Origin of the sequence: Tanticharoenia sakaeratensis NBRC 103193 (assembly GCF_000963885.1) — a bacterium.
Lineage (GTDB): Bacteria > Pseudomonadota > Alphaproteobacteria > Acetobacterales > Acetobacteraceae > Tanticharoenia > Tanticharoenia sakaeratensis.
In genome coordinates, this window is the sequence record NZ_BALE01000058.1 from 1 (window position 1) to 26,144 (window position 26,144).

Sequence of the window (26,144 nt, forward strand, 5' to 3'; positions counted from 1 at the left end):
GGTCAGGAACGCGAGCCCGGCCCCCATGCATCGGCCGGCCGATGCATGGGGGCCGGTGGAGAGCCGGCCTGTCACGAAGGCTGCTCGGCACCCCTGCCGTCCTCGCGTGCCTGCATCAGCGTTGCGACATCCCGGTCGCCCGACCTCGCCGAAGCCGAAAGGCCCGCGATCACGCCCTGCCGATTGGCGTCCGGATGATGCTGGATGAGCTTCCACACGCCTTCGAGATTCGAGACGGCGAGGCTGACGCCGACGATCGCGCGCGTCAGTGCCGCAACATAGTCCGAGGGTGCATCCGTGACGGCCCATGGCTCCGCCCGGCCCGTCTCGTTGAGCGCCGTCAGCTCCGTGACATGGCGCAAAAGCCAGTCCGGATCGCGCTCGACGGTCAGACTGCCCCGGGCATGGACCACGACGTAGTTCCATGTCGGGACCACCTTGCCGGTCTGCCGCTTGGTCTCATACCAGCCGGGATGAACGTAGGCCTGCGGCCCCTGAAAGACGGCAAGTGCCGCACCGCCGCGCCCGGCCAGTTTCCAGAACGGATTGCCGACGGCCACATGCCCTTCGAGACGGAGCCCGCCCGGGCTATCCTTCACGATCAGCGGCAGATGCACGGCTTCCGGACCATCCGCCCCGGACAGGACGAGCGTTGCGAACTGGATGGTCCGCATCGCGGCCTGCAGAACCTCCGCGCGGTCCTCCCGGAACTGCCGCGGCGCATAGACCATGATGCCGCGCCTTACTCCGCCGCTTCGGCGTAGGACGAAATATCCGGGCAGGAGCAGACGAGGTTCCTATCACCCCAGGCATTGTCCAGCCGGTTGACGGGTGAGAAATATTTCCCCGCGACCGTCCCGTTCGGAAAGATCGCAACTGTCCGGTCATAGACACGGTTCCAGTCGGGATCGGCCAGATCGGCGACCGTGTGCGGCGCGTGGCGCAAAGCGCTCTCCTCGGCCTTCATGTCGCCATTCTCGATCAGGGCGATCTCGGCGCGGATCGCGATCATCGCCTCGCAGAACCGGTCCAGCTCGCCCTTGCCCTCGGATTCGGTCGGCTCGATCATGAACGTGCCGGCGACCGGGAAGCTGACGGTCGGCGCATGGAAACCATGGTCGATCAGTCGCTTGGCGATGTCGTCCACCGTGATCCCCGTCACATCGCGCAAGGGTCGCAGATCCACGATGCACTCATGCGCCGTGCGGCCGTTCGCCCCGCGATAGAGCACGGGATAATGCGGCTCCAGACGGTGGGCGATGTAGTTCGCGTTCAGGATCGCGATCTCGGTCGCGCGCTTGAGGCCCGCATCACCCATCATCAGGATATAGGCCAGCGAGATCGGCAGGATGGATGCCGAACCGAACGGTGCCGCCGACACGCAGTGCGCCTCTCCGCGTTCCGGACGTCCCGGCAGATAGGGGGCGAGATGCGCGCGCACGCCGATCGGCCCCATGCCGGGACCGCCGCCGCCGTGCGGGATGCAGAACGTCTTGTGCAGGTTGAAGTGCGAGACGTCCGCGCCATACGCGCCGGGCCGCGCAAGTCCGAGCTGCGCGTTAAGGTTCGCGCCGTCCAGATAGACCTGACCGCCGGCTGCGTGCACCAGATCGCAGATCTCCCGCACGCGCTCCTCGAACACGCCATGCGTCGAGGGATAGGTGATCATGATGGCCGCGACCGACGCGCCATGCTGCGCGAGCTTCGCCTTCAGGTCGTCCACGTCCACGTTGCCCTGCGCATCGCAGCCGACGACCACGACCCGCATGCCGACCATCTGGGCGGATGCGGGATTGGTGCCATGAGCCGAGGCCGGGATCAGGCAGATGTCACGAGCCGCGTCGTTGCGGGCGCGATGATAGGCGCGAATGGCGAGCAGGCCGGCATATTCGCCCTGCGCACCGGAGTTGGGCTGGAGCGAGACCGCATCGTAGCCGGACAGGCGGCAGAGCCATTCCTCCAGCTCGGCGAACAGCGCGGCATAGCCTTCCGTCTGGTCGGCAGGCGCGAACGGGTGGAGCTGCGCGAAACCCGGCCAGGTGATCGGGATCATCTCGGCGGTCGCGTTCAGCTTCATCGTGCACGAGCCGAGCGGGATCATGGTCCGGTCCAGCGCCAGATCGCGGTCCGACAGCGCACGCATGTAGCGCAGAAGGTCGGTTTCGGAACGATGAGCCGAAAACACCGGGTGCGTCAGGATCGCGTCGCCGCGCTTCAGATCGTCAGGGATGGCGTCGAGGGTTGCCGCGCGGGCTTCGAGTTCACGCTCGATCAGCTCGAGGCGCACCTTGTCCGGGCAGAAACAGCGCCAGATCGCGCGGATCGTCTCCGGCGTCGTCGTCTCGTCGCAGGCGATGCCGATGCGGCCGTCGCCTGCATCGCGCAGGTTGATCCCCGCAGCACACGCCCGCTCCAGCACGAGCGGCGCCGATGCACCGGCAAAGGCCGTGACGGTATCGAAGAACGCCTTCGTCTCGACCTTTACGGCAAGGGCCGACAGTCCGCGTCCCAGGATGGCGGCCATCCGGTGCGTGCGTCTGGCAATGGCGCGCAGGCCTTCGGGGCCGTGATAGACCGCATACATCGACGCGATGATGGCCAGCAGGACCTGCGCCGTGCAGATGTTGGACGTCGCCTTCTCACGGCGGATATGCTGCTCGCGTGTCTGGAGCGCCAGGCGATAGGCCGGATTGCCGCGGCTGTCGCGCGACACGCCGACGAGGCGGCCGGGAATGTGGCGCTTGTATGCGTCGCGCACCGCCATGTAGCCGGCATGCGGGCCGCCGAAGCCCATCGGTACGCCGAAGCGCTGCATCGAGCCCACCGCGATATCCGCACCGCACGCGCCCGGGCTCTTCAGGACCACGAGCGCCAGCGGGTCCGCCGCAAGGGTTGCGATCGCGCCAGCCTCGTGGAGACGGGCGATGATGGCGGTCGGATCGCGCAGTGCGCCGGAGCTCGCGGGATAGGACAGCAGCGCGCCGAACACGGCGCCCGCATCCAGATCCGCGTCCGGGTCGCCGGTCACGATCTCGATGCCGAGCGGCTCCGCGCGGGTGCGCAGGACGCTGAGTGTCTGCGGATGCGTATCGGCATCGACGAAATAGGCGATCGCCTTCGATTTCGCGACGCGCTGCGAGAGCGTCATCGCCTCGGCGCATGCGGTTGCCTCGTCCAGCAGGGAGGCGTTGGCGATGTCGAGGCCGGTCAGGTCCCGCACCAGCGTCTGGAAGTTCAGCAGGGCCTCGAGGCGTCCCTGGCTGATCTCCGGCTGATAGGGCGTGTAAGCCGTGTACCAGGCCGGATTTTCAAGAATGTTGCGCAGGATCACCGGCGGCAGGACCGTGTCGTAATAGCCCTGCCCGATCATCGACGTCATGACGCGATTGCGCGCAGCCAGGGCCCGCAGATGCGCCAGAGCCTCTTGTTCCGACAGCCCCGGCCGCGATTTCTCGATGTCGGCATCCAGAATCGCGGACGGCACGGTCTGCCCGACCAGATCCTGAAGGCTGGCCGCACCGATCTCGGACAGCATGGCCGCGATCTCATCCTCGCGCGGCCCGATATGCCGGGACGCGAAGTCCGCGGCACCCGGTCCGGGCCAGAGGGTCGTGTCGGTCGGCGTCGTATCGATCGCGGGCACGGTGATTTTCCTGCTCTGTCTTCTGGTCAGCCGATCTGGGCCGCGTAGGAGTCCTGGTCCATCAGGCCCGAAAGCTCGGCGGACAGGGCTTCGGAATCGTCGATCTTCAGCTTGAAGATCCAGCCTTCCCCTTCGGAGTCGTTGCTCACGAGGGTCGGCTCGTCCGTGAGCCTGGAATTGAAGCCCGCGATCGATCCGCTGACCGGCGCATAGATGTCGGAAGCCGCCTTGACGGACTCCACGACAGCCGCCGCATCGCCCTGCTTCAGCTCGACGCCAGCATCCTTGGCCTCGACGAACACCAGTTCGCCGAGCTCGTCGGCTGCATGACGGGTGATGCCGACGGTTGCGATATCGCCATCGATGCGAACCCACTCATGCGACTTCGTGTAATACGTGGCCATTGGCACCACTCCTGGACTGTAGGGGTTGAGACTGTAGGGTTCGGCGACGCCGCGATCAGCGCTTGAAACGGGCCGGCGTGAACGGCAGGGCTGCCACCGTGACGGGCACGAACCGCCCGCGCAGCTCGGCATACAGCGGCATGCCGGTGCCGGCATGGGCAGGTGCCACATATCCCATGGCAACCGGATGATCGACGCTGGGACCGAAGGCGCCCGACGTCACCACGCCGACCTGCGTCGCGCCGTTCGGATCGGCGAACAGCGGCGCACCACCGCGAACAGGCGCGCGCCCGGTCGCCTGCAGGCCGACGCGGACACGCTGCGTGCCCTGGGCGAGCTGCGCTTCGACCTCGCCGGCGCCGGGATAACCGCCGGCACGGCTGCCGCCGGGCTTGCGTGCCTTCTGGATCGACCACATCAGCGAAGCCTCGACCGGACTTGTCGTCGTGTCGAGATCGCTACCGTAGAGGCACAGGCCGGCCTCAAGCCGCAGCGAATCGCGCGCGCCCAGGCCGACCGGCAGGACGTTCTCGTTTGCCAGCAGGGCATCCGCGACATGTTCCGCATCCTTGGCGGCGACCGAAATCTCGAAGCCGTCCTCGCCGGTATAGCCGGAGCGCGAGATAATGACGGGCGTATCCATGATCCTGGTCTCGCGCACGTCCATGAACCGCATGGCGGCCGCATCCGGGCAGATCGGCGCCAGAACGGCTTCGGCGGCGGGGCCTTGAAGCGCCAGCAGCGCGCGGTCGAAACAGCGCTCGACCGTCACGCGATTGCCGATCGCCGCTTCGATCCGGTCCGCGTCGGCATCCTTGCAGGCGGCGTTGACCACGACATAGAACCAGTCGCCCATGTTCGCGAACATCAGGTCGTCGCAGATGCCGCCATCCTCGTTCGTCAGCAGGCCGTAACGCTGGCGCCCTGCGCCAAGTGACAAAACGTCAGCCGGGATCAGCGTCTCCAGAGCCGTCGCAGCATCGGCATTGGAACCGCTGCGTGCCGTGATCTTGAGCTGCCCCATGTGAGAGACATCGAACAGACCGGCCTTCCTGCGCGTGTGGAGATGCTCGGCCATGAGCCCAGCCTTGTATTGCAGCGGCATCTCGTAGCCCGCGAACGGAACCATGCGGACACCGAGCGCCAGATGCAGCGCATGGAGCGGCGTCTGTTTCAGAGGGGCATCTGTCGAAGGGTCGGTCATGCGCGATCAACTCCGGATGCCGCTGGACATGTCCCTGGCGCGGCGACGGTTTCGGGCGGCCGGACCGCATGGTGCGATCCGGGTCTCGTGCCCCTTCTGTCCGTTCGCCTGAGATCGCTATCCCGTCGGCGGACACGCGAGATCGCGCGCCTCTCTCCAGAAGTTCGTCGCCGACAAGGTCCTTTGGCCTGAGAGTTTCCGGGGCGGTTGCTCCTTCGGCGCCAGCGGGCTGGTCTCTCCCGTGTCGACGGCCCAACTCTGGCGTCAGGGCGATGCGGCGTCAATCCTTTCGCACAAGACCGCGTTGCACGATCGAGAACCTTCCGGGATCATGCCCGCACGGTTTCAAGCGATCTTGCGAAAAGGAGCTAAGCATGTCCGAGAACTACACGGTGATCGCCGAATTCGAGACGACACCCGACACCCATGATGCGTTCGCCGCGATCTGCCGGTTCGATGCGGAACGGTCCGTTGCCGACGAGCCGGGCTGCTTTCTGTTCCATGTGCTGGAGCCGGTGGATCGGCCCAACGTAATCGTCCTGTACGAAGTCTATGCGAGCGAAGATGCGTTCAAGGCGCACAACCAGATGCCGCATTTCAAGAAGTTCGCGCAGACCGTCAAGGAACTGGACATCGAGACGGTGGCCGTCCGGTTCCATCACCGAATCGCCGGTTGACGGCATTCGACGCAGCGCCCGGGTCGAACGGACCCGGGCGCCTTACGCCGGTCAGCCCGCTGCGTTCGGAACCGGAAGGTGCTCCGCGATATAGGGCGGCAGCTGGAATGCACCGACGTGAACGCCGGGCGTCCAGTACCGCGTGTTGCCCAGAATGCCGGCGGCCTTCGCCCGGGCCTCGATCTGCTCGGCGCTCTGCGTGCCCGGCTTCTCGCCCTTGCCTGCGATCCCGAGCGTCATGAACCCGCCGACATAGGTCGGCACGGCTGCGACATACGCCGAGACATGCGGGAAGAATTTGGCACGACGCAGGCTCGTGTCATGCAGCTCTTCGGCCTGCATGAACGGCACGCCGCACTGGTTCACGATCAGCCCGTCCTTCGACAGGATGCGTGCGCAGTCGCGGTAGAACGCATCCGCGAACAGGACCTCGCCGACCCCGATCGGGTCCGTCGAGTCCACGATGATGACGTCGAAGGACGCATCCTCTGCCTTCGCGACGTAGTCGATGCCGTCGCCCACGATGACGTCGGCGCGCGGATCGTTCCACGCATCGCCCGCGATCCCGGGCAGGAACTCCTTCGACAGGGCGATCACGTCGCCGTCGATCTCGACCATGACCGCGCGCTCGACCGAGGCATGCTGCAGGACGCGCCGGAGCACGCCGCCGTCGCCTGCACCGATGATGAGGACGCGCTTCGGCTCGGGATGCGCCAGCATCGGGACGTGCGCCAGCATCTCCTGATAGACGAACTCGTCGCGTTCCGTGATCTGCGTGACACCGTCGAGCATCAGCACACGGCCATGGAACGCACTTTCGAACACCACGATGTCCTGGAACGCGGAACGCTTGCGCGCGAGTTCGCGCACGACGCGGAAGCGCTGGCCCCAGCTGTCATACAGGGTTTCGTCGATCCAGGTTTCGGTCATCGCTTCGGTATCTCCGGGTCTCACATTCGGGGAAAGTCGCGCGGCTTATAGAGTAGAACCGCGCGCGCCCGAAGAGCGAAGGTCAGAGAATCCCGCCCGAAATCGGAATGTTCACACCCGTGAGGTAGCTCGCGTCGTCGCTGAGCAGGAACGAGACCACGCCGGGGATCTCCTCGATGTCACCGTAACGGCGCATCGGGACGGATCCGATCATCTGCTGGGCCACTTCCTTCGGATCGGACGAGAAATACTGGCTTCCGGCCTTGGCCTGCAGTTCCACCTGACGATCCCACATGAACCCGGGGCCCATCAGGCCCGGACTGATCGCATTCACGCGGATCTTGTGGGGAGCAAGGTCCTTGGATGCGGTCTGCGTCAGCCCGACGATGCCGAACTTGGAGCTCGCGTAGCCGAGCATGTTCGGCGGGCCGCCGATGCCGGCCATGCTGGCCGTATTGACGATGGCACCACCACCCTGGGTCATCATCTGCCGGGCGCAGGCCTTCAGCACATAGAAGGCGCCACAGAGATTGATCTTCAGGACACGCTCGAAATCGTCTTCCGGGTAGTCCTGGATCGGCGTGAAGGCGCCCTGATATCCCGCATTGTTGAACAGAAGATCGATCCCGCCGAATGCCTGGACGACCTCGCCGATCGCGCGGCTGACCGCGCCCGGGTCCGTCACGTCGAACGGGTAGGTGCGCGCCTCGGCGTCGAGAGCCTCGAATTTCGGCAGGGTTGCCGCGAGCTTCCCTTCATCCACGTCCATCAGCGCGATACGGGCCCCCTCCCGGGCCAGCCGCAGGGCGGTCGCCAGACCGATATTGCCGGCAGCGCCGGTGACGACCGCGACCTTGCCGGAAAATCGTTTCGAATCACTCATGACCAAACTTGCGCCTTCTTCCGTGAACAGGACGACCGTGTCAGCCTGAGGAACGCACGCATTGCACGATGGATGCGCCGGGGATCGTCAGGGATTTGCGAGGTGCCGCGACGTGTTTTCCGTCGCCCGACAAAAACATGCGGAAGGGGGTAGAATTCACTTGCATCACGGAAGCACGGGCCTTATCACGCCGCTTCCTGGCCCAAGGGGGCAATACTGCCCAACAGGCCGTCTACTGGTTTTGGGGTACGTGATGAACGCACTTGCCGAACTGGGGATGGTATCGGACCTTCCGAGAGATATCCAGAAGACAGAAACTCTTTGCGCGCACGACGAAGAGCGCAAGGATTACTTCATCGAACGTGATGGCATGCGCTATGCCGGCAACCATCTGCTGATCGATTTCTGGGACGCGATCAATCTCGACGATCCCCAGCGTATCGATGAGGTTCTGTGCGAAGCGGCAGTGACCGCCGGGGCAACGATCCTGCACAGCCACTTTCACCACTTCACGCCCAATGGCGGCGTGTCTGGCGTGATCGTGCTGGCCGAGAGCCATATCTCGATTCACACGTGGCCGGAAAAGAATTTCGCCGCCGTGGACGTGTTCATGTGCGGCGCATGCGATCCGCATCTGTCGATTCCCGTGATGCAGCGCCTGTTCCAGGCCGGCCGCGTCGAGGTGGACGAGCAGCGCCGGGGCCGCGAGGCGGCCTGACGCCTCAGGCCGGTTCAGGCCATCGAGAATGAAAGGCCCGATCCGCCATGCGGACCGGGCCTTTTTCGTATAACGCGCGAGCCAGCGCTCACAACGGTTTTGGGACACGCATGAACGAGCATATCCCGGGCTTCAGCAAATTCTCGAAACTGTTTGACCTTTTCGAAGAACTGTCGATGCTCGTGTTGACGATCGGCATCATGGTCATCGCGGCCATAGGTCTGTTTCACGTGGTCGTCATGGTCGCAGCCGTGGTGCTCAGCACCACGTTTGCACCGACGAGCCCGGCCGTGCTTCAGTCCGTGTTCGCATTGTTCTTCACGGTGCTGATCGCGCTCGAATTCAAGCATTCGATCCTGGTGCTGCCGGAAGCGCAGTCGCACAGCATGATCCGCATGCGCTCCGTCCTGCTGATCGGCATGATGGCCACCGTGCGGAAGTTCATCGTGCTCGATCTCAACGGCGTCAACGTGCTCGAGATGCTGGCCCTTTCGGCCGCAGTGCTGGCTCTCGGCAGCGTCTACTGGCTTGTCCGCGATCGGCCCAGCGACGCATCGCCGCGCCTGATCACTCCTGCGGACAGGACATAGGCCGTCCCGCAGGCCAGAAAAAAGCCCGGCGGCACGATCTGCCGCCGGGCTTTTCCCTGATCAGTTGCGGGTCTTGTCGACCAGGCGGCCCTTGGCGATCCACGGCATCATGCCGCGCAGCTTCTCGCCGACCTGCTCGATCTGGTGCGCATCGTTGCGCGCACGGATCGCCTTGAAGCCGATCCCGCCGGACTGGTTCTCGAGGATGAAGTTGCGCACGAACGTGCCGTCCTGAATCTCGATCAGAACCTTCTTCATCACGTCCTTCGTCTCCGGCGTGATGATGCGCGGCCCCGTCACGTACTCGCCATACTCAGCGGTATTCGAGATCGAGTAGTTCATGTTCGAGATGCCGCCCTCATACATGAGGTCGACGATCAGCTTCAGCTCGTGCAGGCACTCGAAATAGGCCATTTCGGGCGCGTAACCTGCTTCCACCAGCGTCTCGAAGCCGGCGCGCACCAACTCGACCGCACCGCCGCACAGCACCGCCTGCTCGCCGAACAGGTCGGTCTCGACCTCTTCCTTGAACGTGGTCTCGATGATGCCCGCACGACCGCCGCCGTTGGCCGACGCATAGGACAGCGCGATCTCGAGCGCATTGCCCGATGCGTTCTGTGCGACCGCAACGAGGCTCGGCACGCCGCCGCCGCGCTGGTATTCGGAGCGAACCGTGTGGCCCGGGCCCTTCGGCGCAATCAGGAACACGTCGAGGTCCGGACGCGCCTCGATGATGCGGAAATGGATCGCAAGGCCGTGCGCGAACGCCAGCGCCGCACCCTGCTTCAGGTTGGCTTCCAGATGCTCCTTGTAGAGCGCGCCCTGCCCTTCGTCCGGCGTCAGCACCATGACGACATCGGCCCAGGCAGCTGCCTCAGCGGGGCTCACGACCGTGAAGCCTGCCTCGTTCGCCTTGGCCGCAGCCTTGGAACCGGGACGCAGGCCGATCCGGATCTCGGGAACGCCACTGTCCTTGAGGTTGTTGGCGTGGGCGTGACCCTGGCTGCCATAGCCGATGATCGCGACCTTCTTGCTCTTGATGAGACCGAGATCGGCGTCGCGATCGTAATAGACACGCATTGTGCTGCTCCTGGATTGAAAAACTCTGGAAACCGTCAGGGACCTTCTTTTTCAGCCGAAAAAGAGGCAAAAAGACTGGACCGCTTCAGGAAATGCTCGCCCGCCCGTTCAGGCGCCGCAAGCAAGGAAGAAATTTCCGGCTCTCTTCTGCGGAAACGGGCATTTCACAAGACGCCGGGGCCGCGCGCCATCGCAGCGACACCGGTGCGCGACAGCTCGGCCAGACCGAGCGGCCGCATCAGATCCACGAACGCATCGACCTTGTCGGCCGTGCCGGTCAGTTCGAAGACGAAACTGCCCGACGTCGTGTCCACGACCCGCGCGCGGAAGGCATCGGCGATCCGCAGGCCCTCGGTCCGGGTCTCGCCGGTCGAGACGACCTTCACCATGGCCAGCTCCCGCGCGACGCACGGCCCGTCGGCACCCAGATCGCGCACGCGATGCACAGGCACCAGACGCGCGAGCTGCGCCTTGATCTGCTCGATCACGTCGGCCGTCCCGGTGGTGACGATCGTGATCCGCGACAGCCTCGCCTCCGGATCGATGCTGGCCACCGTCAGGCTCTCGATATTGTAGCCCCGTCCCGAAAACAGCCCAACCACACGCGCCAGGGCACCGCTCTCGTCCTCGATCAGCACGCCGATGACGGCGCGCTTTTCCACCATGTTCGCCATCAGACCAGCGCCATCCCAGCCTGGGTCACGCTGGCCGCCTGGGCCTGCTGCTCCGGCCCCAGCAGCATTTCGTTATGGGCCGCACCGGACGGGATCATCGGATAGCAGTTCTCGTCCTGCGCCACGCAGATGTCAGCCACGACCGGCCCGTCATGCGCCAGCATCTCGCGGATCACGGCATCGAGCTCGCCGACATGGGTCGCACGCAGTCCCTTCCCCTGGAAAGCCTCGGCCAGACGGACGAAGTCCGGCAGCGCTTCGGAATAGGACTGCGAGTAGCGCGAGCCATGCAGAAGCTCCTGCCACTGCCGGACCATGCCCATGTAGCGGTTGTTCAGGATGAAGAGCTTCACCGGCAGACGATACTGCGCGATTGTGCCCAACTCCTGAATGTTCATGAGCGTGGAGGCCTCGCCCGCGATATCGATCACCAGCGCATCGGGATTGGCCACCTGCGCGCCGACCGCCGCCGGCAGGCCATATCCCATGGTGCCGAGGCCACCGGAGGTCAGCCAGCGGTTGGGCTTGTCGAACTGGAAGTGCTGGGCCGCCCACATCTGATGCTGGCCGACCTCGGTCGAGACGAATGCGTCGCGGCCGCTCTCGCGCACGATCTCGTAGAGCCTGCGCACGGCATGCTGCGGGCGGATGATCGCGGACGGCGCGGTGTCCTGCCTGAAGCCGAAGCTGTCGATCGCCCGCCATGCCTCGATCTGCCGCCACCAGGCGTCGAGGTTCGGCGCCTCATCGGGGATGTCGCGCCATTCGGCGATCATCGCCTCGATCGTGCGGCCGACATCGCCCAGAACCGGCACGTCAACATGGATGATCTTGTTGATCTGGGCGGGATCGATATCGGCATGGATCTTGAACGAGTGCGGCGAGAACGCATTGGTGCGGCCCGTCACCCGGTCGTCGAATCGCGCCCCCAGCGCCACCAGCACATCGCACCCATGGGTCGCGAGATTGGCTTCGTAGCTTCCATGCATGCCGAGCATGCCGAGGAACTGCCGGTCGGTCGTCGGATAGGCGCCCAGACCCATCAGCGTGGACGTGACGGGAAAGCCCGTCATGTCGGCAAGCTGGCGCAACGCCGTGCTTGCCTGCGGGCCGGAATTGATCACGCCGCCACCGGTATAGAGCAGCGGGCGCCGGGCCGCCTTCATCGCGCGGACGGCGGCGCGAATGGCCTCGCGCTCGGGATCGAGGCGCGGGGGATGCGCACGCTCGCGGCGCTTACCTTCCGGGTTCAGCGGCGCCGGGCCGACCGTGATGTCCTTCGGCAGATCGACCAGCACCGGGCCGGGCCGACCCGAGCGCGCGATCTCGAACGCCTCGCGCAGCACGGGCGCCAGATCCTCGGCGCGCTTGACCAGATAGTTATGCTTGGTGACGGGTCGCGTGATCCCCGTCGTATCGGCCTCCTGAAAGGCATCGTTGCCGATCAGATGCGTCGGCACCTGCCCGGACAGGCAGACCAGCGGGATCGAATCCATCAAAGCATCGAGCAGCCCGGTCACGGCATTGGTCGCACCGGGACCGGACGTCACCAGCACCACGCCGACCTTGCCGGTCGAGCGGGCATAGGCCTCGGCCGCGTGCACGGCGGCCTGCTCGTGGCGCACCAGGATGTGGCGCACGGCGGATTGCTGGAACAGCGCGTCGTAGATCGGCAGGACAGCGCCGCCGGGGTAGCCGAAGACGACCTCGCATCCGAGCTCACTCAGGACGCGCATGACGACTTCCGCACCATTGAGCGTGCGGGTCGGTTTCGCGTCGTAAGCGGCGTCGGTCATCTGCGGGGTAGCGTCCATCGTCCTCGTTCTCCGTCGGGGTGGGCGGTTTAGGCGGGCAACGCCGTCCCGTCAATGACGTTTTGTATGAAAGTTTCTATTTTTGCTCGGTAGCTTTGCATTAATTGCGCAGCACCCTCCCATCTTGCTGGAATGACCTCGGTCAGCGCCGGTGGCGTGAGTGCCTGATGACGGAACCACGTGGCCTGCCGCTTGGTGTAGCGCCCGGTCGCCAGCACAGCCTGGTCCTCGGCTTCCGCGAGGCTGATCGCGCCCTGACGCGCAGCCAGAAGCTCCGGCACGCCATGCGCGCGCATGGCCGGCAGTGCGGGATCCAGTTCGCGCAGGGCGAGACGCGCCACCTCGACTTCAGCCCCTGCCGCCAGCATGGCCGCGAAGCGCGCGGCGATGGCCTCACGCAGGACGTCGCGCGGTGGATCGAGGCGAATGGTGGCAAAACGGCCCGGTGCCGGCGGCAGGGCGTTGATCCGTCTCCATTCCAGCAGACCGCGACCCGTGCCGCGCCAGACTTCCCATGCGCGGGCAATCCGCTGGCCGTCCGCCGGGTTGAGCGTCGCGGCCGTCTGCGGATCGACAGCGGTCAGGCGCGCATGAAGCGCAGGCGCACCTTCGGCCTCCAGCAACGCGCGCGCCTCGATGCGGGCATCGGCACCCGGATCGGGAATGTCGGCGAGCCCCTGGGTCAGCGCGCGCAGATAAAGTCCTGTTCCGCCGCAGAAGATCGGCACCCGTCCGGCCGCTCGCGCCTCGTCAAGCGCCGCGAGCGCAGCCTTGCGCCACCAGGCGACACTGCCGGTCTCGGCCGCGTCCAGCACGCCATAGAGACGATGGGGCGCACGGCGCAGGTCGGCTTCGGGCGGGCGTGCCGTGATGACCCGCAAATCGGCATAGACCTGCATCGAATCGGCGTTGATGACCGTGCCTTCCAGCCGTTCGGCCAGTTCGAGTGCCAGCGCCGACTTGCCGGAGCAGGTCGGCCCAGCCACAATAAGGGCAAGCGCGGTGGAACTGGTCATCGCGCCAGTCTAGCCGAGTTCGCGTATCCGATCGACGCGGCCACCATTCCGCAGCCTGTCCGGAGACCGCATGGCCCTGCCCTATGTCCTCACCCTGATCGCCGATCGTGCGCATGGTCCGCTCAATCCGGCCGTCGTGCGCACGGCCCGTGACATGCTAGGCGGCGCAGCCCCGATCGAATTGTCGCCGGGCGAAGCAGTCGACATTCCCTGCCCGAGCCCTGGCCCCGGCGCACCGGGCGCCGCTGCCCTGCGGGCCGCCTTCGCCCCGCATCGCGTGGATGCGATCTTCCAGCGCGTACGAGGCCGCCGCAAGGCCGTCCTGATCGCGGACATGGACAGCACGATCGTCGCCAACGAAACACTCGACGATCTGGCGGCCCTTGCCGGATGCGGTGAGGCCGTGGCCGCCATCACGCAGGCCTCGATGAACGGCGAGATCGAGTTCGAGGACGCCCTGCGCCAGCGCGTGGCCCTGCTGAAAGGGCGCCCGGCCACGCTTCTGAAGCGTGCCTGGTCCGAGACGCGGATCAATCCCGATGCCCGGACAGTGGTGCAGACCATGCGCAGGCACAACGCGCGGACGGCCCTGGTATCGGGCGGCTTCACCTGGTTTACCGCGCGCGTGGCCGAGGCCTGCGGCTTCGACGAGCATCACGGCAATGCCCTGACGCTCAGTGGCGACACGCTGGCCGGAACGCTTCATGCCGAAATCCTGGGACCGGACGCAAAGCGACTGCATCTGGAACGTCTGGCCGAGGAGCGTGGCGTGAAGCTTTCGGCGACATGCGCGATCGGGGATGGCGCGAACGACATTCCGATGCTGACGATGGCGGGCCTGGGCCTCGCCTTTCACGGCAAGCCACGCGTGCGCGCGGTCGTCGAGCGGCAGATCAATTTCACCGGGCTTCGGACCGTGCTGTTCGCACAAGGCTATCCGGCCGCTTCGTTCGTGGAATGATCGACGCGCAGTCTCTGGCGTGAAACCCGCTGGAGGCTGTCGCCCTCAAGGCCCCTATCGACCGCGCCTTTGAAGAGGGCGAACAGTCCGGTCCGTGTGTTTCGGTAAGTATATGAGACCAGAGAGGCCCTGGCCCTGACACGAGAGGTCCGGGGCGAAAGCATCTATGGCGCACCGGGTTCGCGTCAGCGGCACCGCCGGGGAGCCAGGGTGCGGACAGATGGCCGTTTTGTCTGATCGCTGCCGAAGGCCCGGGGTTTTGATCAGGCCCGCGCCGGCACGCCATCACGCGCAACAGCTTGCGCTTCCATCTCCCGCTGCCACCGCCGTGCCAGCATCGTACAGGTGAACAGCTGGATCTGGTGATAGAGCATCACCGGCAGCACGACGACGCCGACCGTCGCGGGCGGGAAGATGACGTTGGCCATCGGCACACCTGATGCGAGCGATTTCTTCGACCCGCACAGGACAACCGCAATCTGGTCCGCGCGCGACAGGCCGCGCAGACGACACGCAAGCGTCGTCAGCCCCAGCACCGCGGCCAGCAGGGCTGCCGCCACGATCGCCATGCCCACGAGCGCTAGCGCCGAAAGGCGATGCCAGATGCCCTCCACCACGGCGCCCGAAAAGGCCGTATAGACCACCAGCACGATCGAGCCGCGATCGGTCAGCGACAACAGCGCCTTGTGGCGCCGCGCTGCCGGTCCGACCCACGGCTGCAGCACCTGCCCCAGCACGAAGGGCAGCAGCAGCTGCAGCGCCACATCCACGATCGCGTGTCCGGAAAACAGACCGTGCCGATGCAGCACGAGCCCGACCAGAACCGGCGTCGCGATGATCCCCACGATATTGGATATCGTGGCTGCACAGATCGCGGCGGCGACGTTGCCGCCGGCAATCGAGGTCAATGCGATCGAGGATTGCACGGTGGAGGGCAGGCAGCACAGGAACAGGAGCCCGTCCCACAGCGGCGGCGCGATCAGCGTGGGTGCAACCGCGCGCACCGCGATGCCGATCAGTGGAAACAGCGCGAACGTGGACAGCAGGACCATGCCCTGAAGCTCCCACGCCCGCATCGCGTCGATGACGGCATGGCGCTCCAGTCGCGCGCCCTGAAGGAAGAACATCACGAAGATGCAGACCGTCGTCAGACGCTGAAGCCAGAGCGCGCCCGCCCCATAACAGGGCAGCTCGGATGCCAGCGCGATCGCGCAGATCAGCGCGATCAGAAACGGATCGAGAGGGAGCTTGCGTCGTGCGGCCATGCTTCGCCTGTTAGCACAAAGCATCGTCGCGGAAATCGGCCAACCGCTCCAGCAACAGGCCTGCACGCATCACCACTTCGCGTTCATCGTCCGACAGCCGGGCATCCATGGCACGTGACAGCCACATATCCCGGCGACGGCGGCTCTCGTCGAGCAGCATTTGTCCCGCGCCGGTCAGGACGAGGCGCGTCACCCGCCGGTCCGTCGCATCGGTGGCACGCAGGACGAGACCGGAATTTTCCAGATCGCGCAGCACGGCCGCGACCTGCGGCGAGCGCATGTCCTCGGCGCGCCCGATGGCCGAAGGGGTCGCACCGACGCCCAGCCGATCGATCGCACTCAAGACGAGCATGCGTGTCCATGACTGTGGGTCGTTGCGCGCTTCCTGGCGCAGCCGGCGCGCGACCTGCGTCAACTGGCCGCGCAGGCGACTGATTTCTGCGGAACTGTCGGCTCTCATTTTTGCTACTTTATATTAGATAATTTTCATGAGCAATATGGCCCGCCATCCATGGAGACCTTCCGATGACCGAACCACGCCTCGACCGCGTGCTGCTGACCAATGATGACGGAATCGATGCGCCGGGCCTTGCGGTTCTGGAGGAAGTCGCCGCGACACTGGCGCAGGAAGTCTGGGTCGTGGCCCCGGTGCATGACCAGAGCGGCACCTCGCACAGCCTCAGCCTGCATGATCCCTTGCGCGTCACCGGGCACGGCCCGCGCCGTTTCGCGGTCTCCGGCACGCCGGGAGACTGCGTGGCGCTCGGCGTACGCCATATCATGGCGGCTCACCCCCCGACGCTGATCCTCTCCGGCATCAATCGTGGCGCCAATCTCGGGGTGGAAACCGTGTTTTCCGGAACCGTGGGCGCTGCAATGACCGGCATGCTGCTCGGCATCCCGTCCATTGCGCTGTCGCAGGCGTTCACGGATGGCCAGCCGGTGCGCTGGGAGACAGCCCGCGCCCTCGCGCCCGAAGCGATCCGGCATCTGGCCAGGACGGGCTGGCCGGACGATTGCTGTCTGAACGTCAATTTTCCCGGCTGTGCGCCCGAGAAAGCCGCAGGTCTGCGCCTGGCGACGCAAGGCGCCGGCCTGCTGGACGGGATCGACGCCATCGTTCGCACGGATCCGCGGGGCCTGGATTATTACTGGCTGAAACTACGCCGTTCACAAAAGCCGGACAGGCCCGACACCGAAACCGCAGCACTCGCGGCCGGCTACGTCGCGGTCACACCGTTGCGGTTTGAGCGCACGAGCGACGCCGCATACGAGGCACTTCGCGGCAGGATATGAGGTTTCCAGATCGTTCCATGCTGCCTGAGCGGATCGGCCTGTTGCGTCCTTCTGCGGCGGCTGCGCTCAGCCTTCATGCGTGAGGTTCAGGATCGGCGGGAGGCCGTTCGCGACACCTGCTCGGCTCAGGGCAGGGACTTCACCTCCCTGCCCCACGTCATCGTCCGCTGCCCTGGCCCCTATGCCTGCAAAGCCGCCGCCTCATTGGCGAAGGTCGGGCGCCCATCGAAGAAATTGGCATTCTCGCGCAATTCCAGCGTGACGATCGCAAGCGCACCGATCGCCTGCGTGACGGCAAGCCGCGCCGCCGCACCCGCTTCCACCGTGTCGAGCTGACGCAGCAGTGCCATGCTTTGTCCGGCGATCGCCACGAACCCGCGCGCGCCGTGATCCCTGTGCGACAGATCCTCGAAGGCCGCGCGCACCGCGCCGGCCGCCTCGGCCGGCATGTCGGGATCGGTGATCACGTGATGGAGATGCATCAGGTTCCGGCCCACGGTCATCAGGGCCAGCGTCCCGTGGAGATAGGCATCGACCAGAGGCGTCGTTTTTGACCCGCCATAACGGATCAGGCGTTCCATTCCCTGCGTGTTATGCCCGATCCAGCGGTTTTCATCGATGGTGCTGCCCTTGGGGCCGCCGATCCGACGCACGCCGGCCAGAACGCGGGCACGCAGCAGGGCGCAGACCCGCCGCTCGTCGAACGGCAGCACGCATTTGAACACCAGGACACCAAACAACAGGCCCAGCAGGAGTGCGGGCGTTCCGTTGAACCACTGGATTTCCTGGATCCGGGCCTGATTGCCCAAGCCCAGCAACGCCGGGAAAAACACGTTGTAGGCTCCGGCACCCAGTGCGGTGCGGGGATTGCGCGACGCAAGTCCACCCAGAAGCATGGGCACGAATAGGATGAGGGCGAGCCCTTCGAAATTCGTCGCAAGCGGCATTAGCACGAACACCGGCAGGATCGTGGCGACGGCCGCCCAGCACGCGCCGTAGAAGAAGGCATTGCTGGCCAGAACGGTGTTTTCAAATGCGGCGAAGCGTCCGCAGATGACCGAGACGAAGGCCACGAAGGCGCCACCCTGCGGCCAGGCGGTGACTTCCCAGATCAGCCCGGCCAGCAGGATGGCGACCGTCGAGCGCGTGCCGTTCGACATCGCGTTGCGCCACGTCAGCGCATGCCGCAGGCGATATCGCTCAGGCGTCAGCTGCTCCGCGCGATCGGCCTCGAAGTACCGCAGGAGTTCGGCAAATTCGTGAAGCAGAAGGTCGAGCCCGAGCAGCGCCACGCGGTCGTTGATGGCAATGTCTTCGGGTTCGCGCCGATCCATCGTCGCGGCGACGGCATGGCGACACCGGTCGCGCACGCCGTCCAGCGCGATGCGCGCGACGCGCACATCCGCGTCCGTGGCAAGCGCGTTCGGCAGGGCAGTCAGGAACGCCGCCGCGTCCGCGATCACGTCCGACGACAATGCCGAGCGCGTGCCGACAGCGGCCAGCCGCGACTTCATGCCCAGGGTGCGGGAGACGGCGCGCGACAGCAGGCCGAGCGTTGCGTAGGCGCAGCGCACGAGCCAGCGGTGGTCCTGCTGGAGTTCGACCGCGCTGAATTCGATCTGGTCATTCAGCGAAAGCGTCAGGCTGAAGATCCCGCGCAGCGAAGCCTCCGACGGGGGTTCGCCGCGCAGGATGCCGGCTGCCGCCATGCTCGCACGTCCGATGGCCGATACCAGTTTCCCGCGCATCGTGACCCGCGTCACGGCAGCGAGATCGACCGTGAAGACCATGCCGGCCACCATCTCGCAGATCACGCCCAGCAGGATGTAGGTCCCGCGCGACATGGCCGTCTGAAACACGCTGTCAGGGTGTGCGGTCGAGTCCATCGCGATGATGGCGCAGGTGTAGGCCGCGAGAACGAAGGCATAGGACCGGAAATTGCGGACCAGCGTTGCAAGGCCCGCACACAGACCGGTCCAGAGCGCCAGGGCCGGGAAGAACAGCCAGGGCGCCTGAGGCATAGCCGCGATCAGCGTGACGGCGGCAACCATGCCAAGCACGGTCCCGACGATACGCCAGCGTCCCTTCGACAGGCTCTCCCCACGCGAGCCGAGCGCCACGATCCAGACGGTCATCGGCGCCCATTGCGGATCGCCGAGCTCCATCCAGAGCGCGATCGCCAGCGCGAAGAGTGCGGCAAGCGTCGTGCGGACGGAAAATCCCAGTGCCGTCAGCTTGGGCGCATAGATCCACGCCAGCGGCCAGTCCCCAATCGGCCGCACGCCACGCCACCACGCCTCCAGACCGGCACGCACGCCCGGCAACTCCCTCAATCCCAGATTCCAGCGGGATTACTGGAGCGAAACCCGGCGGAATACAATCCGCCGGCTCGAATCAGGCCTTGATCGCGATCGACTTTCCCTTGGCGCCGAGATCGGCGAACGCCTCGTCCAGACGCTCGACGATCCCGACTTCGCCGATGCGCAGCCATTTGCGGGGGTCATAAAGCTTCTTGTAGGGCGCGCCGGTTTCAGGATCGATCTGATGCTGGAATGCGACGGGATGGGACAGCACGAAACCGCCCACGGCCTCGGCGAAGGCAAACTGGATGTCGGTGTCGATGTTCATCTTGAACACGCCATACGACACCGCGTCCGTGATCTTGTCCTTCTCGGAGCCCGATCCGCCGTGGAAGACGAGGCTGAGAGGCTTCGGACCGGTCCCGAGCGCCTTCTGAACGGCTTCCTGGCTGTGCAGGAGGATTTCCGGACGAAGCTGGACGTTGCCCGGCTTGTAGACGCCATGGACGTTGCCGAACGACGCCGCGACCGTGACATGACCCAGCGGCGACAGCAGGTTCCACGCCTTCAGCACATCCTCGGGCTGGGTATAGAGATGCGCGTTGTCGGCGCTGTCATCGAGATCGTGACCGACCCCGTCTTCCTCGCCGCCCGTGACACCGAGCTCGATCTCGAGGCTGATGCCGAGCTTTGCCATGCGCGGCAGGAGATGCGCGCACTCGGCGAGGTTGTCGTCCAGCGGTTCCGCGGACAGGTCGATCATGTGCGAGGAGAAGAGCGGCGGACGCCCGGCCTTCACCTCTTCTTCCGACAGGTCGAGCAGCCCCTCGATCCAGGGGATGAGCTTGCGATTAGCATGATCGGTATGCAGGATCACGCAGATCCCGTATTCCTTGGCGAGCAGATGCACATGGCGCGCCATGGCGGCAGCCCCCAGGACACGGGCCCGATGCTGGTCGGGAAGCCCTTCCCCCGCATAGAAACGCGCGCCACCGTTCGACACCTGAACCACGACATCGGCGTTGTTCTTGGCGGCCGCCTCGAGCACGGCATTCACGCTGTCCGTGCCGACCACGTTGACGGCCGGCAGCGCATAGCCGCCCGCCTTGCAGGCCTCCAGCAGCTTCAGATAGTCCGCGCCCGTCACGACCCCGGGCGCAAGCCCGATCTTCTGGGAGGGCCTGGCGGTGGTCGGTTCAGCGGTGGCGGACATGGGCAGCGGAGCTCCATTCAAATGTCGTTGGCGCCGTGTGTCATATCGCATCACGCCACTTTCATGGAACCTTGCACGCCCCCCCGCCCACGCTACCCGCCTTCACGTTATGCGGCGCGCGGGTGATCGGGCCTCTCAGTGCGCCGTGCTTGCGAGAACGGAGGCGCTTGCCGGATAGGCACTTTCCCAGCCGCCGCCGAGCGCGTTGTAGAGCTGCACGAGGTTCGACGCGAGCGTCGTGGTGCTGTCGCTGAGCGACATCTGCGCGGACAGCAGATTGCCCTGTGCGCTGAGCACGTTGAGATACGTCACGAGCCCGTGGCGATACTGGTCACGTGCCAGATCGAGCGCGCGCTGCTGATCCGCGACCGCCTGCTCCAGACCGGCGCGATGGGTCTGCTCGTCGCGATAGGCGATCAGGGCGTTGTCCACGTCATGCCATGCGCCGAGCACGGTCTGCTGATAGCTGATGGCCGCTTCCTTCTGCTGGAAGCGCCGCAGCGCCAGCTGCCCGCGCAGCTGCCCGCCCTGGAAGATCGGCAGCGAGATCGACGGCCCGACATTCCAGGCCCGCGCGTTCCAGAAGCCGAGATCGCGGAACGACAGCGACTGGAATCCGAAATCCGCCGTGATCATGACCTTCGGATAGAACTCCGCCGTTGCCTCGCCGACATTGGCGACCGCGGCATGAAGCTGCGCTTCCGCCTGACGGATGTCCGGCCGGCGCTGGGCGAGTTCCGAAGGGACGCCGGTCGGTACCACTGGCGGAACGACGGGCACACCCGCCCCCGCCTCCAGTTCGTGCGTCAGGGCACCGGGAGGCGCGCCGAGCAGGAGCGCGATCGCATTTTCCTGCTGTTCGATCCGCTGGCGATATTGCGCAATCTGCGCCGTCGTCGAATCGAGCTGGCTGCGGGCACTCGCCACGTCGAGCTCGGTCACCAGGCCGCCATGGAAGCGGTCCTCGCTCACCTTCACCGTCTGCGCCTGCGTGTCGCGATTCTGTTCGAGGATCTGCAACTGCTGCTGCTGACCGCGCAACGTCATGTAGTCGCGCGCCATATCGGCTTCCTGCGCGATCAGCACGCCGCGCCGTGCCTCGTCGGATGCTTCGAGATCCGCCTTCGCCGCTTCGTACTGTCGTGCGACGCGTCCCCACAGATCGACTTCGTACTGTGCGTCGACCTTGTCGCTCCACATGTCGAGCTGAGGGATGACCGCGCGTCCGGCGCTGCTGCTGATCAACGGGCCAATCTGCCCCCCGAGACCGCCGCCGACGCTGCTCCCGATGTTGCCGCCCACGCGACTGATCGCATATTGCAATTCCTTGGTGCTGTACTGCTCGCGCTGGTACGCGGCCGACGCACCGAGCGTCGGATACCGGTTCGCCCCTTCGATCAGCACCTGAGCGCGGCTTTCCGCCAGACGCGCGGTTGCCACACGTACGTTCAGGTTCTGCGTTGCGACCTGCCGTTCCAGCGCGGTCAGCTCCGGATCGTGAAACACGTTCCACCAGTCGGGATCGGGTGCTTCCTCCGTGACACGACTGGCGACAGCTGCGTTTTCGCCATGCGGGCGCCAGTCCTTCGGCGACCACTGCGCAGGCTTTTCATAATTCGGGCCGACGTGACATCCGGCCAGGGCCAGAACGAGGGCAGTCGTCAGACCAACCTGGTTGATGTTTGCGCGCAATCTGGTTCGTGCCTTCACCGCACGGCTCCTGTAATGACCCGCGTTCCCGGCAGTGCCGGGCAAGCGGTGTGGTGGCCGGATCGTGGCGCGATGGGGAATTTCGCCTTGCGCTGACCGATCAGTTCGGTCAGCATCGGCCGACCTTGACAAATTTTTCGTGCGGTGTGCGTGCGCCGCCCGTCGATGACGGGCCGTTGTGCCTGCGCCGCAGACCGCCGGGACAACTGCTTGTGAATACGTCGACCCTGCCTTCCGATCAGACGCTGAACGCCGCCTGCACGGCCAAGCGGCAGCAGATCCTGGACGGGGCTGCGACATTGTTCCTGCACAACGGTTACGAAGGCACGTCCATGTCCCAGGTGGCGCGGGAAGCCGGCGTCTCCAAAGGAACGCTCTACAACTACTTCGACTGCAAGGCTCAGCTCTTCTCCGCCCTGATCGAGGCCGTCGCCGAGACCAAGCTGCGCAACGTCTACGAGCGGATCCACTCGGACGACCTTGATTGCGCAACGACTCTGCAGCGCGTCGCCGAAGCCATGATCCGCACGTTGCTCCAGCCGGATTCGATGATGCTGTACCGCATCATCGTGGCGGAAGCCCGGAAATTTCCGCTGCTGGCCGACATTTTCTGGCAGCGCGCATTTGGCGTCTCGATCTCGACGCTGGCCGACTGGATCGCGAACCGGGCCGCCCGCGGCGAACTGGTCGTGGATGACCCGGTCTTTGCGGCGGAGCAGTTCTTCATGCTGTGCCAGACCCGCATCGTGCAGCGACACCGTTTCGAACTGCCCGTCGACAAGTCCGATGCCGCGATCAAGACCGTCGCCCGCATCACGAGCGAGAGCTTCATGAAGCTGAACGGCGCGCACTGACATGCCGTTCACGGGAGGAGTGGTCATCAATGCCCACCTCCCTTCGCGCCGCGTCCGCCCCCGGTCAGCGGCGAGAGCAGCAGGCACGCCGGCGACACGACGAACGCCACGATTCCGATCAGCATGAACGTCTCGTTGTAGGCGAGCATCGCCACCTGGCTCGAGAACGTCGACACGAGCTGGTGCGTCGCGAACGTGGACGCCTGCTGGGCCGTCATGCCGTAGTTTTCCGCCGTGCGCTGCACCGTCGAGAGATACGCCTGGTACTGCGGACGATAGGGCGACATCTGGTCGGTAACATAGACCTGCCGCTTCTGCTGGATCTCGGTCACGGCGGCGGTGGCCAGCGAAATCGCAAGCGACCCCACGTAATTGCGCGCCATGCTGAACAGCGCTGATGCGTCGCCGTTGAGCTCGCGCGGCAGGGTCGAATACGCGATCGTCGAGATCGGCACGAACATGAAGGCCAGCGAACTGGTCTGCATCACGCGGTAGAAGATCAGGTGCCGGAAGTCGGTATACGGCACGAGATGTGCCGAGACGAACATGGCAATGCCCATCAGGAAGAAACCGAAGGCAATCAGCCAGCGGATCTGCGCGACCTTCATGATGCGCCCGACAAGGGGGATCAGCACGATAACCGCGACGCCACCCGGAGCCAGCACGAGGCCGGATACGGTCGCCGTGTAGCCGAGCACCTGCTGGGCAAACTGCGGCACGATGATCGCCGAGGCATAGAGCGTTGCCCCCAGCATCGCGATCAGGAATACGCCCACCGCGAAATTGCGGTCCTTCAGCACGCTCAGGCGCAACAGCGGATTTTTCGCCTTCAGCAGCCACAGGATGGCGCCGACGATGCCGACGACCGACAGGATGCCGAGGACCGTGATGAACGGCGAGCCGAACCAGTCGTCATCCTCGCCGCGATCGCACATGACTTCGAGGCAGCCGAGCCCGAGCGAAATCAGTGCGATGCCGATCACGTCGATCGGCTCGCGCGCCTTGCGGGCCCACGGCGGATCCTCCACCAGCGCGGAAACGCCGATGGTCGCGAGGATACCGAAGGGGATGTTGACGTAGAATACCCACCGCCAGGAATAATTGTCCGTGAGCCAGCCGCCCAGCGCCGGCCCGAGGACCGGCCCCACGATGGTCGCGATCGCTGTCAGGCCGAACGCGGCCCCTCGCTGCGAAGGCGGAAACGTGTCGAGAATGATCGACTGCTGGGCTGGCTGAAGACCGCCGCCGAAAAATCCCTGCATCAGGCGGAAGATGATCAGCATCGGCAGGCTGTCGGACAGGCCGCACAGGAACGACGATACCGTGAACATGATGATGCAGATGATGAAGTAGCGCTTGCGCCCGAACAGTTTCGAGAACCAGCTCGAAATCGTCAGGACGATGCCGTTCGCCACGAGATAGGACGTCAGCGCCCATGTGGCGTCGTCATAGCTGCTGCCGAGCGTGCCCGCGATATGGGGCAGCGCCACGTTCACGATGGTGGTGTCGAGCACCTCCATGAAAGCCGCGAGCGTCACCGTGAGCGCAATCAGCCACGGATTGGCTTTCGGCTTCCAGACTTCCTCGCGGCTCCCGCTCATGGGAAATAGACCGTCGGTTCGACCGAGAGGCCGAGCGGCAGCGGCACGTTCGGATCAAGTCCGCTGTCGATGAGAATCTTCACCGGCACGCGCTGGACGATCTTCACGTAGTTGCCCGTCGCATTCTCCGGCGGGAACGTGCTGAACGCGGCACCGGCACCGAGCTGGACCGAATCGACATGCCCGTGGAGCTTCAGGGACGGGTAGGCGTCCACGTCGATGTCGACCTTCTGCCCTGCCCGCATGCGCGTGATCTGGGTTTCCTTGTAGTTCGCCACCACCCACACTTCAGGCTCGACGATCGAGAACAGCTGCTGTCCGGTCTGGACGAAATTGCCGCGTTCGACATTGCGCTGGGAGATCCAGCCATCGACCGGCGCACGCACGACGGTCCAGCCGAGGTTCAGCGAGGCCTGCTCGAGGTTGGCCTGCGCCTGGGCAAGATTGGCCTGCTGGACGGTGACCTGCTGTGTGGAGCTTGCGATGTTGGCCTTGACCGGCTGGGCGGTCTGCAACTGGCCCTGCGCCTGCATGACACCGGCTTCCGCCTGTGCCAGCGCGGCCTTGGCGTAGTCGATGTCCTGCTGGGTCGTCGCAGCCCGGGAGATGCTCTGCTGGCGCCGGTAGTCGGTCTGTGCCTTGAACAGCTGCGCCTGGGCCGAGGCAAGGTTACCCTGTGCCTCGACGAGACGGCCCGGATAGTTCTTGGTCGCAACCTCGTGCGAGAGTTCGGCCGCCGCGATGTTGGCCTTGGCCTGGTCCACGGACGCCATGCCCTGATCGTATGACGCCCGATAGTTGCGGTCGTCGATCACGAGCAGCACCTGTCCCTTGTGGACATACTGGTTGTCGTTGACCAGCAGCTGCGTGACGTAACCGCTCACGTGCGGGGCGATGCCCACCTTGCGCCCTTCGGTATAGGCGTCGTCGGTGCTCATCTGATTGCGCGTCAGGAACCAGTAGAGCCCGCCACCGATGATCGCGAGCAGGACGACGGCGATCAGAATGATGCGGACGAGCGGACTGCGCTTCTTCTGCCCGTTCTCCTGCTTCGCCTGATCCTGCTGCTGCCCACCATTTCCTTGGCCGCCCCCTTGGGCGTCCGTATCGTGCGAGCTCTGCCCGCTTCGATCGTCTTCCGACATTCCATCCCTTTCGGCAAAGCCCGAGACGCCCGCGGCACGCCTTTCCCCGTAGCGGGGTTCGGCGTAGCGGAACTCGACGCGGCATCCGGACATGCGGGCAGTTCACGCCGCCGTGACTGACCGACCAGTTCGGTCACTCATGGCATACATCCCGAGGGTCTTCAAC

Annotated in this window: 23 protein-coding genes and 1 riboswitch; of the genes, 6 read left to right on the top strand and 17 right to left on the bottom strand. The window is 65.3% G+C overall.

The window, feature by feature from the left end:
- Nucleotides 1-71 precede the first annotated feature (71 nt).
- The 4 genes from B8446_RS15295 to gcvT are packed head-to-tail and all read right to left on the bottom strand — an operon-like array spanning nucleotide 72 to nucleotide 5,251.
- A complete protein-coding gene (locus tag B8446_RS15295; protein ID WP_053053927.1) occupies nucleotides 72-731 on the bottom strand; it encodes an FMN-binding negative transcriptional regulator in 660 nt (219 codons plus the stop codon).
- 11 nt (nucleotides 732-742) lie between these two features.
- Complete coding sequence (gene gcvP / locus B8446_RS15300) at nucleotides 743-3,634, bottom strand: aminomethyl-transferring glycine dehydrogenase (RefSeq protein WP_048851228.1); 2,892 nt, start codon at nucleotides 3,632-3,634, stop codon at nucleotides 743-745.
- A 35-nt stretch (nucleotides 3,635-3,669) separates the two neighbouring features.
- Nucleotides 3,670-4,047, bottom strand: coding sequence for a glycine cleavage system protein GcvH (gene gcvH / locus B8446_RS15305; RefSeq protein WP_048851151.1), 378 nt, complete (start codon nucleotides 4,045-4,047; stop codon nucleotides 3,670-3,672).
- Between the two features lie 55 nt (nucleotides 4,048-4,102).
- Nucleotides 4,103-5,251, bottom strand: a complete 1,149-nt coding sequence (gene gcvT, locus B8446_RS15310) for a glycine cleavage system aminomethyltransferase GcvT (RefSeq protein ID WP_048851153.1) — start codon at nucleotides 5,249-5,251, stop codon at nucleotides 4,103-4,105.
- 166 nt (nucleotides 5,252-5,417) lie between these two features.
- A riboswitch (glycine riboswitch) is annotated at nucleotides 5,418-5,503 on the bottom strand.
- Nucleotides 5,504-5,625: 122 nt separating this feature from the next.
- Here gcvT and B8446_RS15315 point away from each other — a divergent pair.
- Nucleotides 5,626-5,928 (top strand): putative quinol monooxygenase, encoded by a 303-nt coding sequence (locus B8446_RS15315; protein ID WP_048851154.1) that lies wholly within the window; start codon nucleotides 5,626-5,628, stop codon nucleotides 5,926-5,928.
- Nucleotides 5,929-5,979: 51 nt separating this feature from the next.
- On the opposite strand, the gene speE is transcribed toward B8446_RS15315, so the two are convergent.
- Nucleotides 5,980-6,858 carry a polyamine aminopropyltransferase gene (gene speE, locus B8446_RS15320; protein ID WP_048851155.1) on the bottom strand — a complete coding sequence of 293 codons (879 nt, stop codon included), beginning with the start codon at nucleotides 6,856-6,858 and terminating at the stop codon, nucleotides 5,980-5,982.
- A gap of 82 nt (nucleotides 6,859-6,940) precedes the next feature.
- Nucleotides 6,941-7,741: an SDR family NAD(P)-dependent oxidoreductase gene (locus B8446_RS15325; protein WP_048851156.1), complete on the bottom strand. Its 801-nt coding sequence runs from the start codon at nucleotides 7,739-7,741 to the stop codon at nucleotides 6,941-6,943.
- 253 nt (nucleotides 7,742-7,994) lie between these two features.
- Between B8446_RS15325 and speD the strand changes: the two genes are divergently transcribed.
- Together speD and B8446_RS15335 are read left to right on the top strand one after the other, a co-directional pair.
- Nucleotides 7,995-8,459, top strand: coding sequence for an adenosylmethionine decarboxylase (gene speD, locus B8446_RS15330; RefSeq protein ID WP_048851158.1), 465 nt, complete (start codon nucleotides 7,995-7,997; stop codon nucleotides 8,457-8,459).
- A gap of 110 nt (nucleotides 8,460-8,569) precedes the next feature.
- Nucleotides 8,570-9,049 (top strand): phosphate-starvation-inducible PsiE family protein, encoded by a 480-nt coding sequence (locus B8446_RS15335; RefSeq protein ID WP_048851159.1) that lies wholly within the window; start codon nucleotides 8,570-8,572, stop codon nucleotides 9,047-9,049.
- A 60-nt stretch (nucleotides 9,050-9,109) separates the two neighbouring features.
- Here the strand turns inward: B8446_RS15335 and ilvC are convergent, their stop codons facing one another.
- The 4 genes from ilvC to miaA all read right to left on the bottom strand — a co-directional run bounded on the left by ilvC (nucleotide 9,110) and on the right by miaA (nucleotide 13,633).
- Nucleotides 9,110-10,129 carry a ketol-acid reductoisomerase gene (gene ilvC, locus B8446_RS15340; protein WP_048851160.1) on the bottom strand — a complete coding sequence of 340 codons (1,020 nt, stop codon included), beginning with the start codon at nucleotides 10,127-10,129 and terminating at the stop codon, nucleotides 9,110-9,112.
- Nucleotides 10,130-10,293: 164 nt separating this feature from the next.
- A complete protein-coding gene (gene ilvN / locus B8446_RS15345; RefSeq protein WP_148506046.1) occupies nucleotides 10,294-10,803 on the bottom strand; it encodes an acetolactate synthase small subunit in 510 nt (169 codons plus the stop codon).
- Complete coding sequence (gene ilvB / locus B8446_RS15350) at nucleotides 10,803-12,617, bottom strand: biosynthetic-type acetolactate synthase large subunit (RefSeq protein ID WP_048851163.1); 1,815 nt, start codon at nucleotides 12,615-12,617, stop codon at nucleotides 10,803-10,805. Before ilvB ends, ilvN begins: the two co-directional genes overlap by 1 nt.
- 29 nt (nucleotides 12,618-12,646) lie before the next feature.
- Entirely contained in the window at nucleotides 12,647-13,633 is a 987-nt protein-coding gene (miaA, locus tag B8446_RS15355) for a tRNA (adenosine(37)-N6)-dimethylallyltransferase MiaA (RefSeq protein WP_048851164.1), read from the bottom strand.
- 70 nt (nucleotides 13,634-13,703) lie between these two features.
- Between miaA and serB the strand changes: the two genes are divergently transcribed.
- Nucleotides 13,704-14,594 carry a phosphoserine phosphatase SerB gene (gene serB / locus B8446_RS15360; protein WP_048851165.1) on the top strand — a complete coding sequence of 297 codons (891 nt, stop codon included), beginning with the start codon at nucleotides 13,704-13,706 and terminating at the stop codon, nucleotides 14,592-14,594.
- Nucleotides 14,595-14,857: 263 nt separating this feature from the next.
- Here the strand turns inward: serB and B8446_RS15365 are convergent, their stop codons facing one another.
- Both B8446_RS15365 and B8446_RS15370 read right to left on the bottom strand, forming a co-directional pair.
- Complete coding sequence (locus B8446_RS15365; protein WP_048851166.1) at nucleotides 14,858-15,859, bottom strand: bile acid:sodium symporter family protein; 1,002 nt, start codon at nucleotides 15,857-15,859, stop codon at nucleotides 14,858-14,860.
- A gap of 10 nt (nucleotides 15,860-15,869) precedes the next feature.
- A complete protein-coding gene (locus tag B8446_RS15370) occupies nucleotides 15,870-16,319 on the bottom strand; it encodes a MarR family winged helix-turn-helix transcriptional regulator (protein WP_048851168.1) in 450 nt (149 codons plus the stop codon).
- A gap of 65 nt (nucleotides 16,320-16,384) precedes the next feature.
- Here B8446_RS15370 and surE point away from each other — a divergent pair, with 65 nt between their 5' ends.
- The gene (gene surE, locus B8446_RS15375; RefSeq protein WP_048851169.1) at nucleotides 16,385-17,155 is read left to right on the top strand and encodes a 5'/3'-nucleotidase SurE; all 771 of its coding nucleotides are present in this window, start codon (nucleotides 16,385-16,387) and stop codon (nucleotides 17,153-17,155) included.
- Nucleotides 17,156-17,334: 179 nt separating this feature from the next.
- Here the strand turns inward: surE and B8446_RS15380 are convergent, their stop codons facing one another.
- The 3 genes from B8446_RS15380 to B8446_RS15390 all read right to left on the bottom strand — a co-directional run bounded on the left by B8446_RS15380 (nucleotide 17,335) and on the right by B8446_RS15390 (nucleotide 22,378).
- A complete protein-coding gene (locus B8446_RS15380) occupies nucleotides 17,335-19,470 on the bottom strand; it encodes an FUSC family protein (protein ID WP_158507613.1) in 2,136 nt (711 codons plus the stop codon).
- Nucleotides 19,471-19,549: 79 nt separating this feature from the next.
- The gene (fbaA, locus tag B8446_RS15385) at nucleotides 19,550-20,668 is read right to left on the bottom strand and encodes a class II fructose-bisphosphate aldolase (RefSeq protein ID WP_048851173.1); all 1,119 of its coding nucleotides are present in this window, start codon (nucleotides 20,666-20,668) and stop codon (nucleotides 19,550-19,552) included.
- 135 nt (nucleotides 20,669-20,803) lie between these two features.
- The gene (locus B8446_RS15390) at nucleotides 20,804-22,378 is read right to left on the bottom strand and encodes an efflux transporter outer membrane subunit (protein ID WP_241767827.1); all 1,575 of its coding nucleotides are present in this window, start codon (nucleotides 22,376-22,378) and stop codon (nucleotides 20,804-20,806) included.
- A 212-nt stretch (nucleotides 22,379-22,590) separates the two neighbouring features.
- Here B8446_RS15390 and B8446_RS15395 point away from each other — a divergent pair, with 212 nt between their 5' ends.
- Nucleotides 22,591-23,232 (top strand): TetR/AcrR family transcriptional regulator, encoded by a 642-nt coding sequence (locus B8446_RS15395; protein ID WP_048851232.1) that lies wholly within the window; start codon nucleotides 22,591-22,593, stop codon nucleotides 23,230-23,232.
- 26 nt (nucleotides 23,233-23,258) lie between these two features.
- Here the strand turns inward: B8446_RS15395 and B8446_RS15400 are convergent, their stop codons facing one another.
- Nucleotides 23,259-24,833: a DHA2 family efflux MFS transporter permease subunit gene (locus tag B8446_RS15400; RefSeq protein WP_048851178.1), complete on the bottom strand. Its 1,575-nt coding sequence runs from the start codon at nucleotides 24,831-24,833 to the stop codon at nucleotides 23,259-23,261.
- Nucleotides 24,830-25,978: an HlyD family secretion protein gene (locus B8446_RS15405; RefSeq protein ID WP_048851234.1), complete on the bottom strand. Its 1,149-nt coding sequence runs from the start codon at nucleotides 25,976-25,978 to the stop codon at nucleotides 24,830-24,832. Before B8446_RS15405 ends, B8446_RS15400 begins: the two co-directional genes overlap by 4 nt.
- Nucleotides 25,979-26,144: the final 166 nt, after the last annotated feature.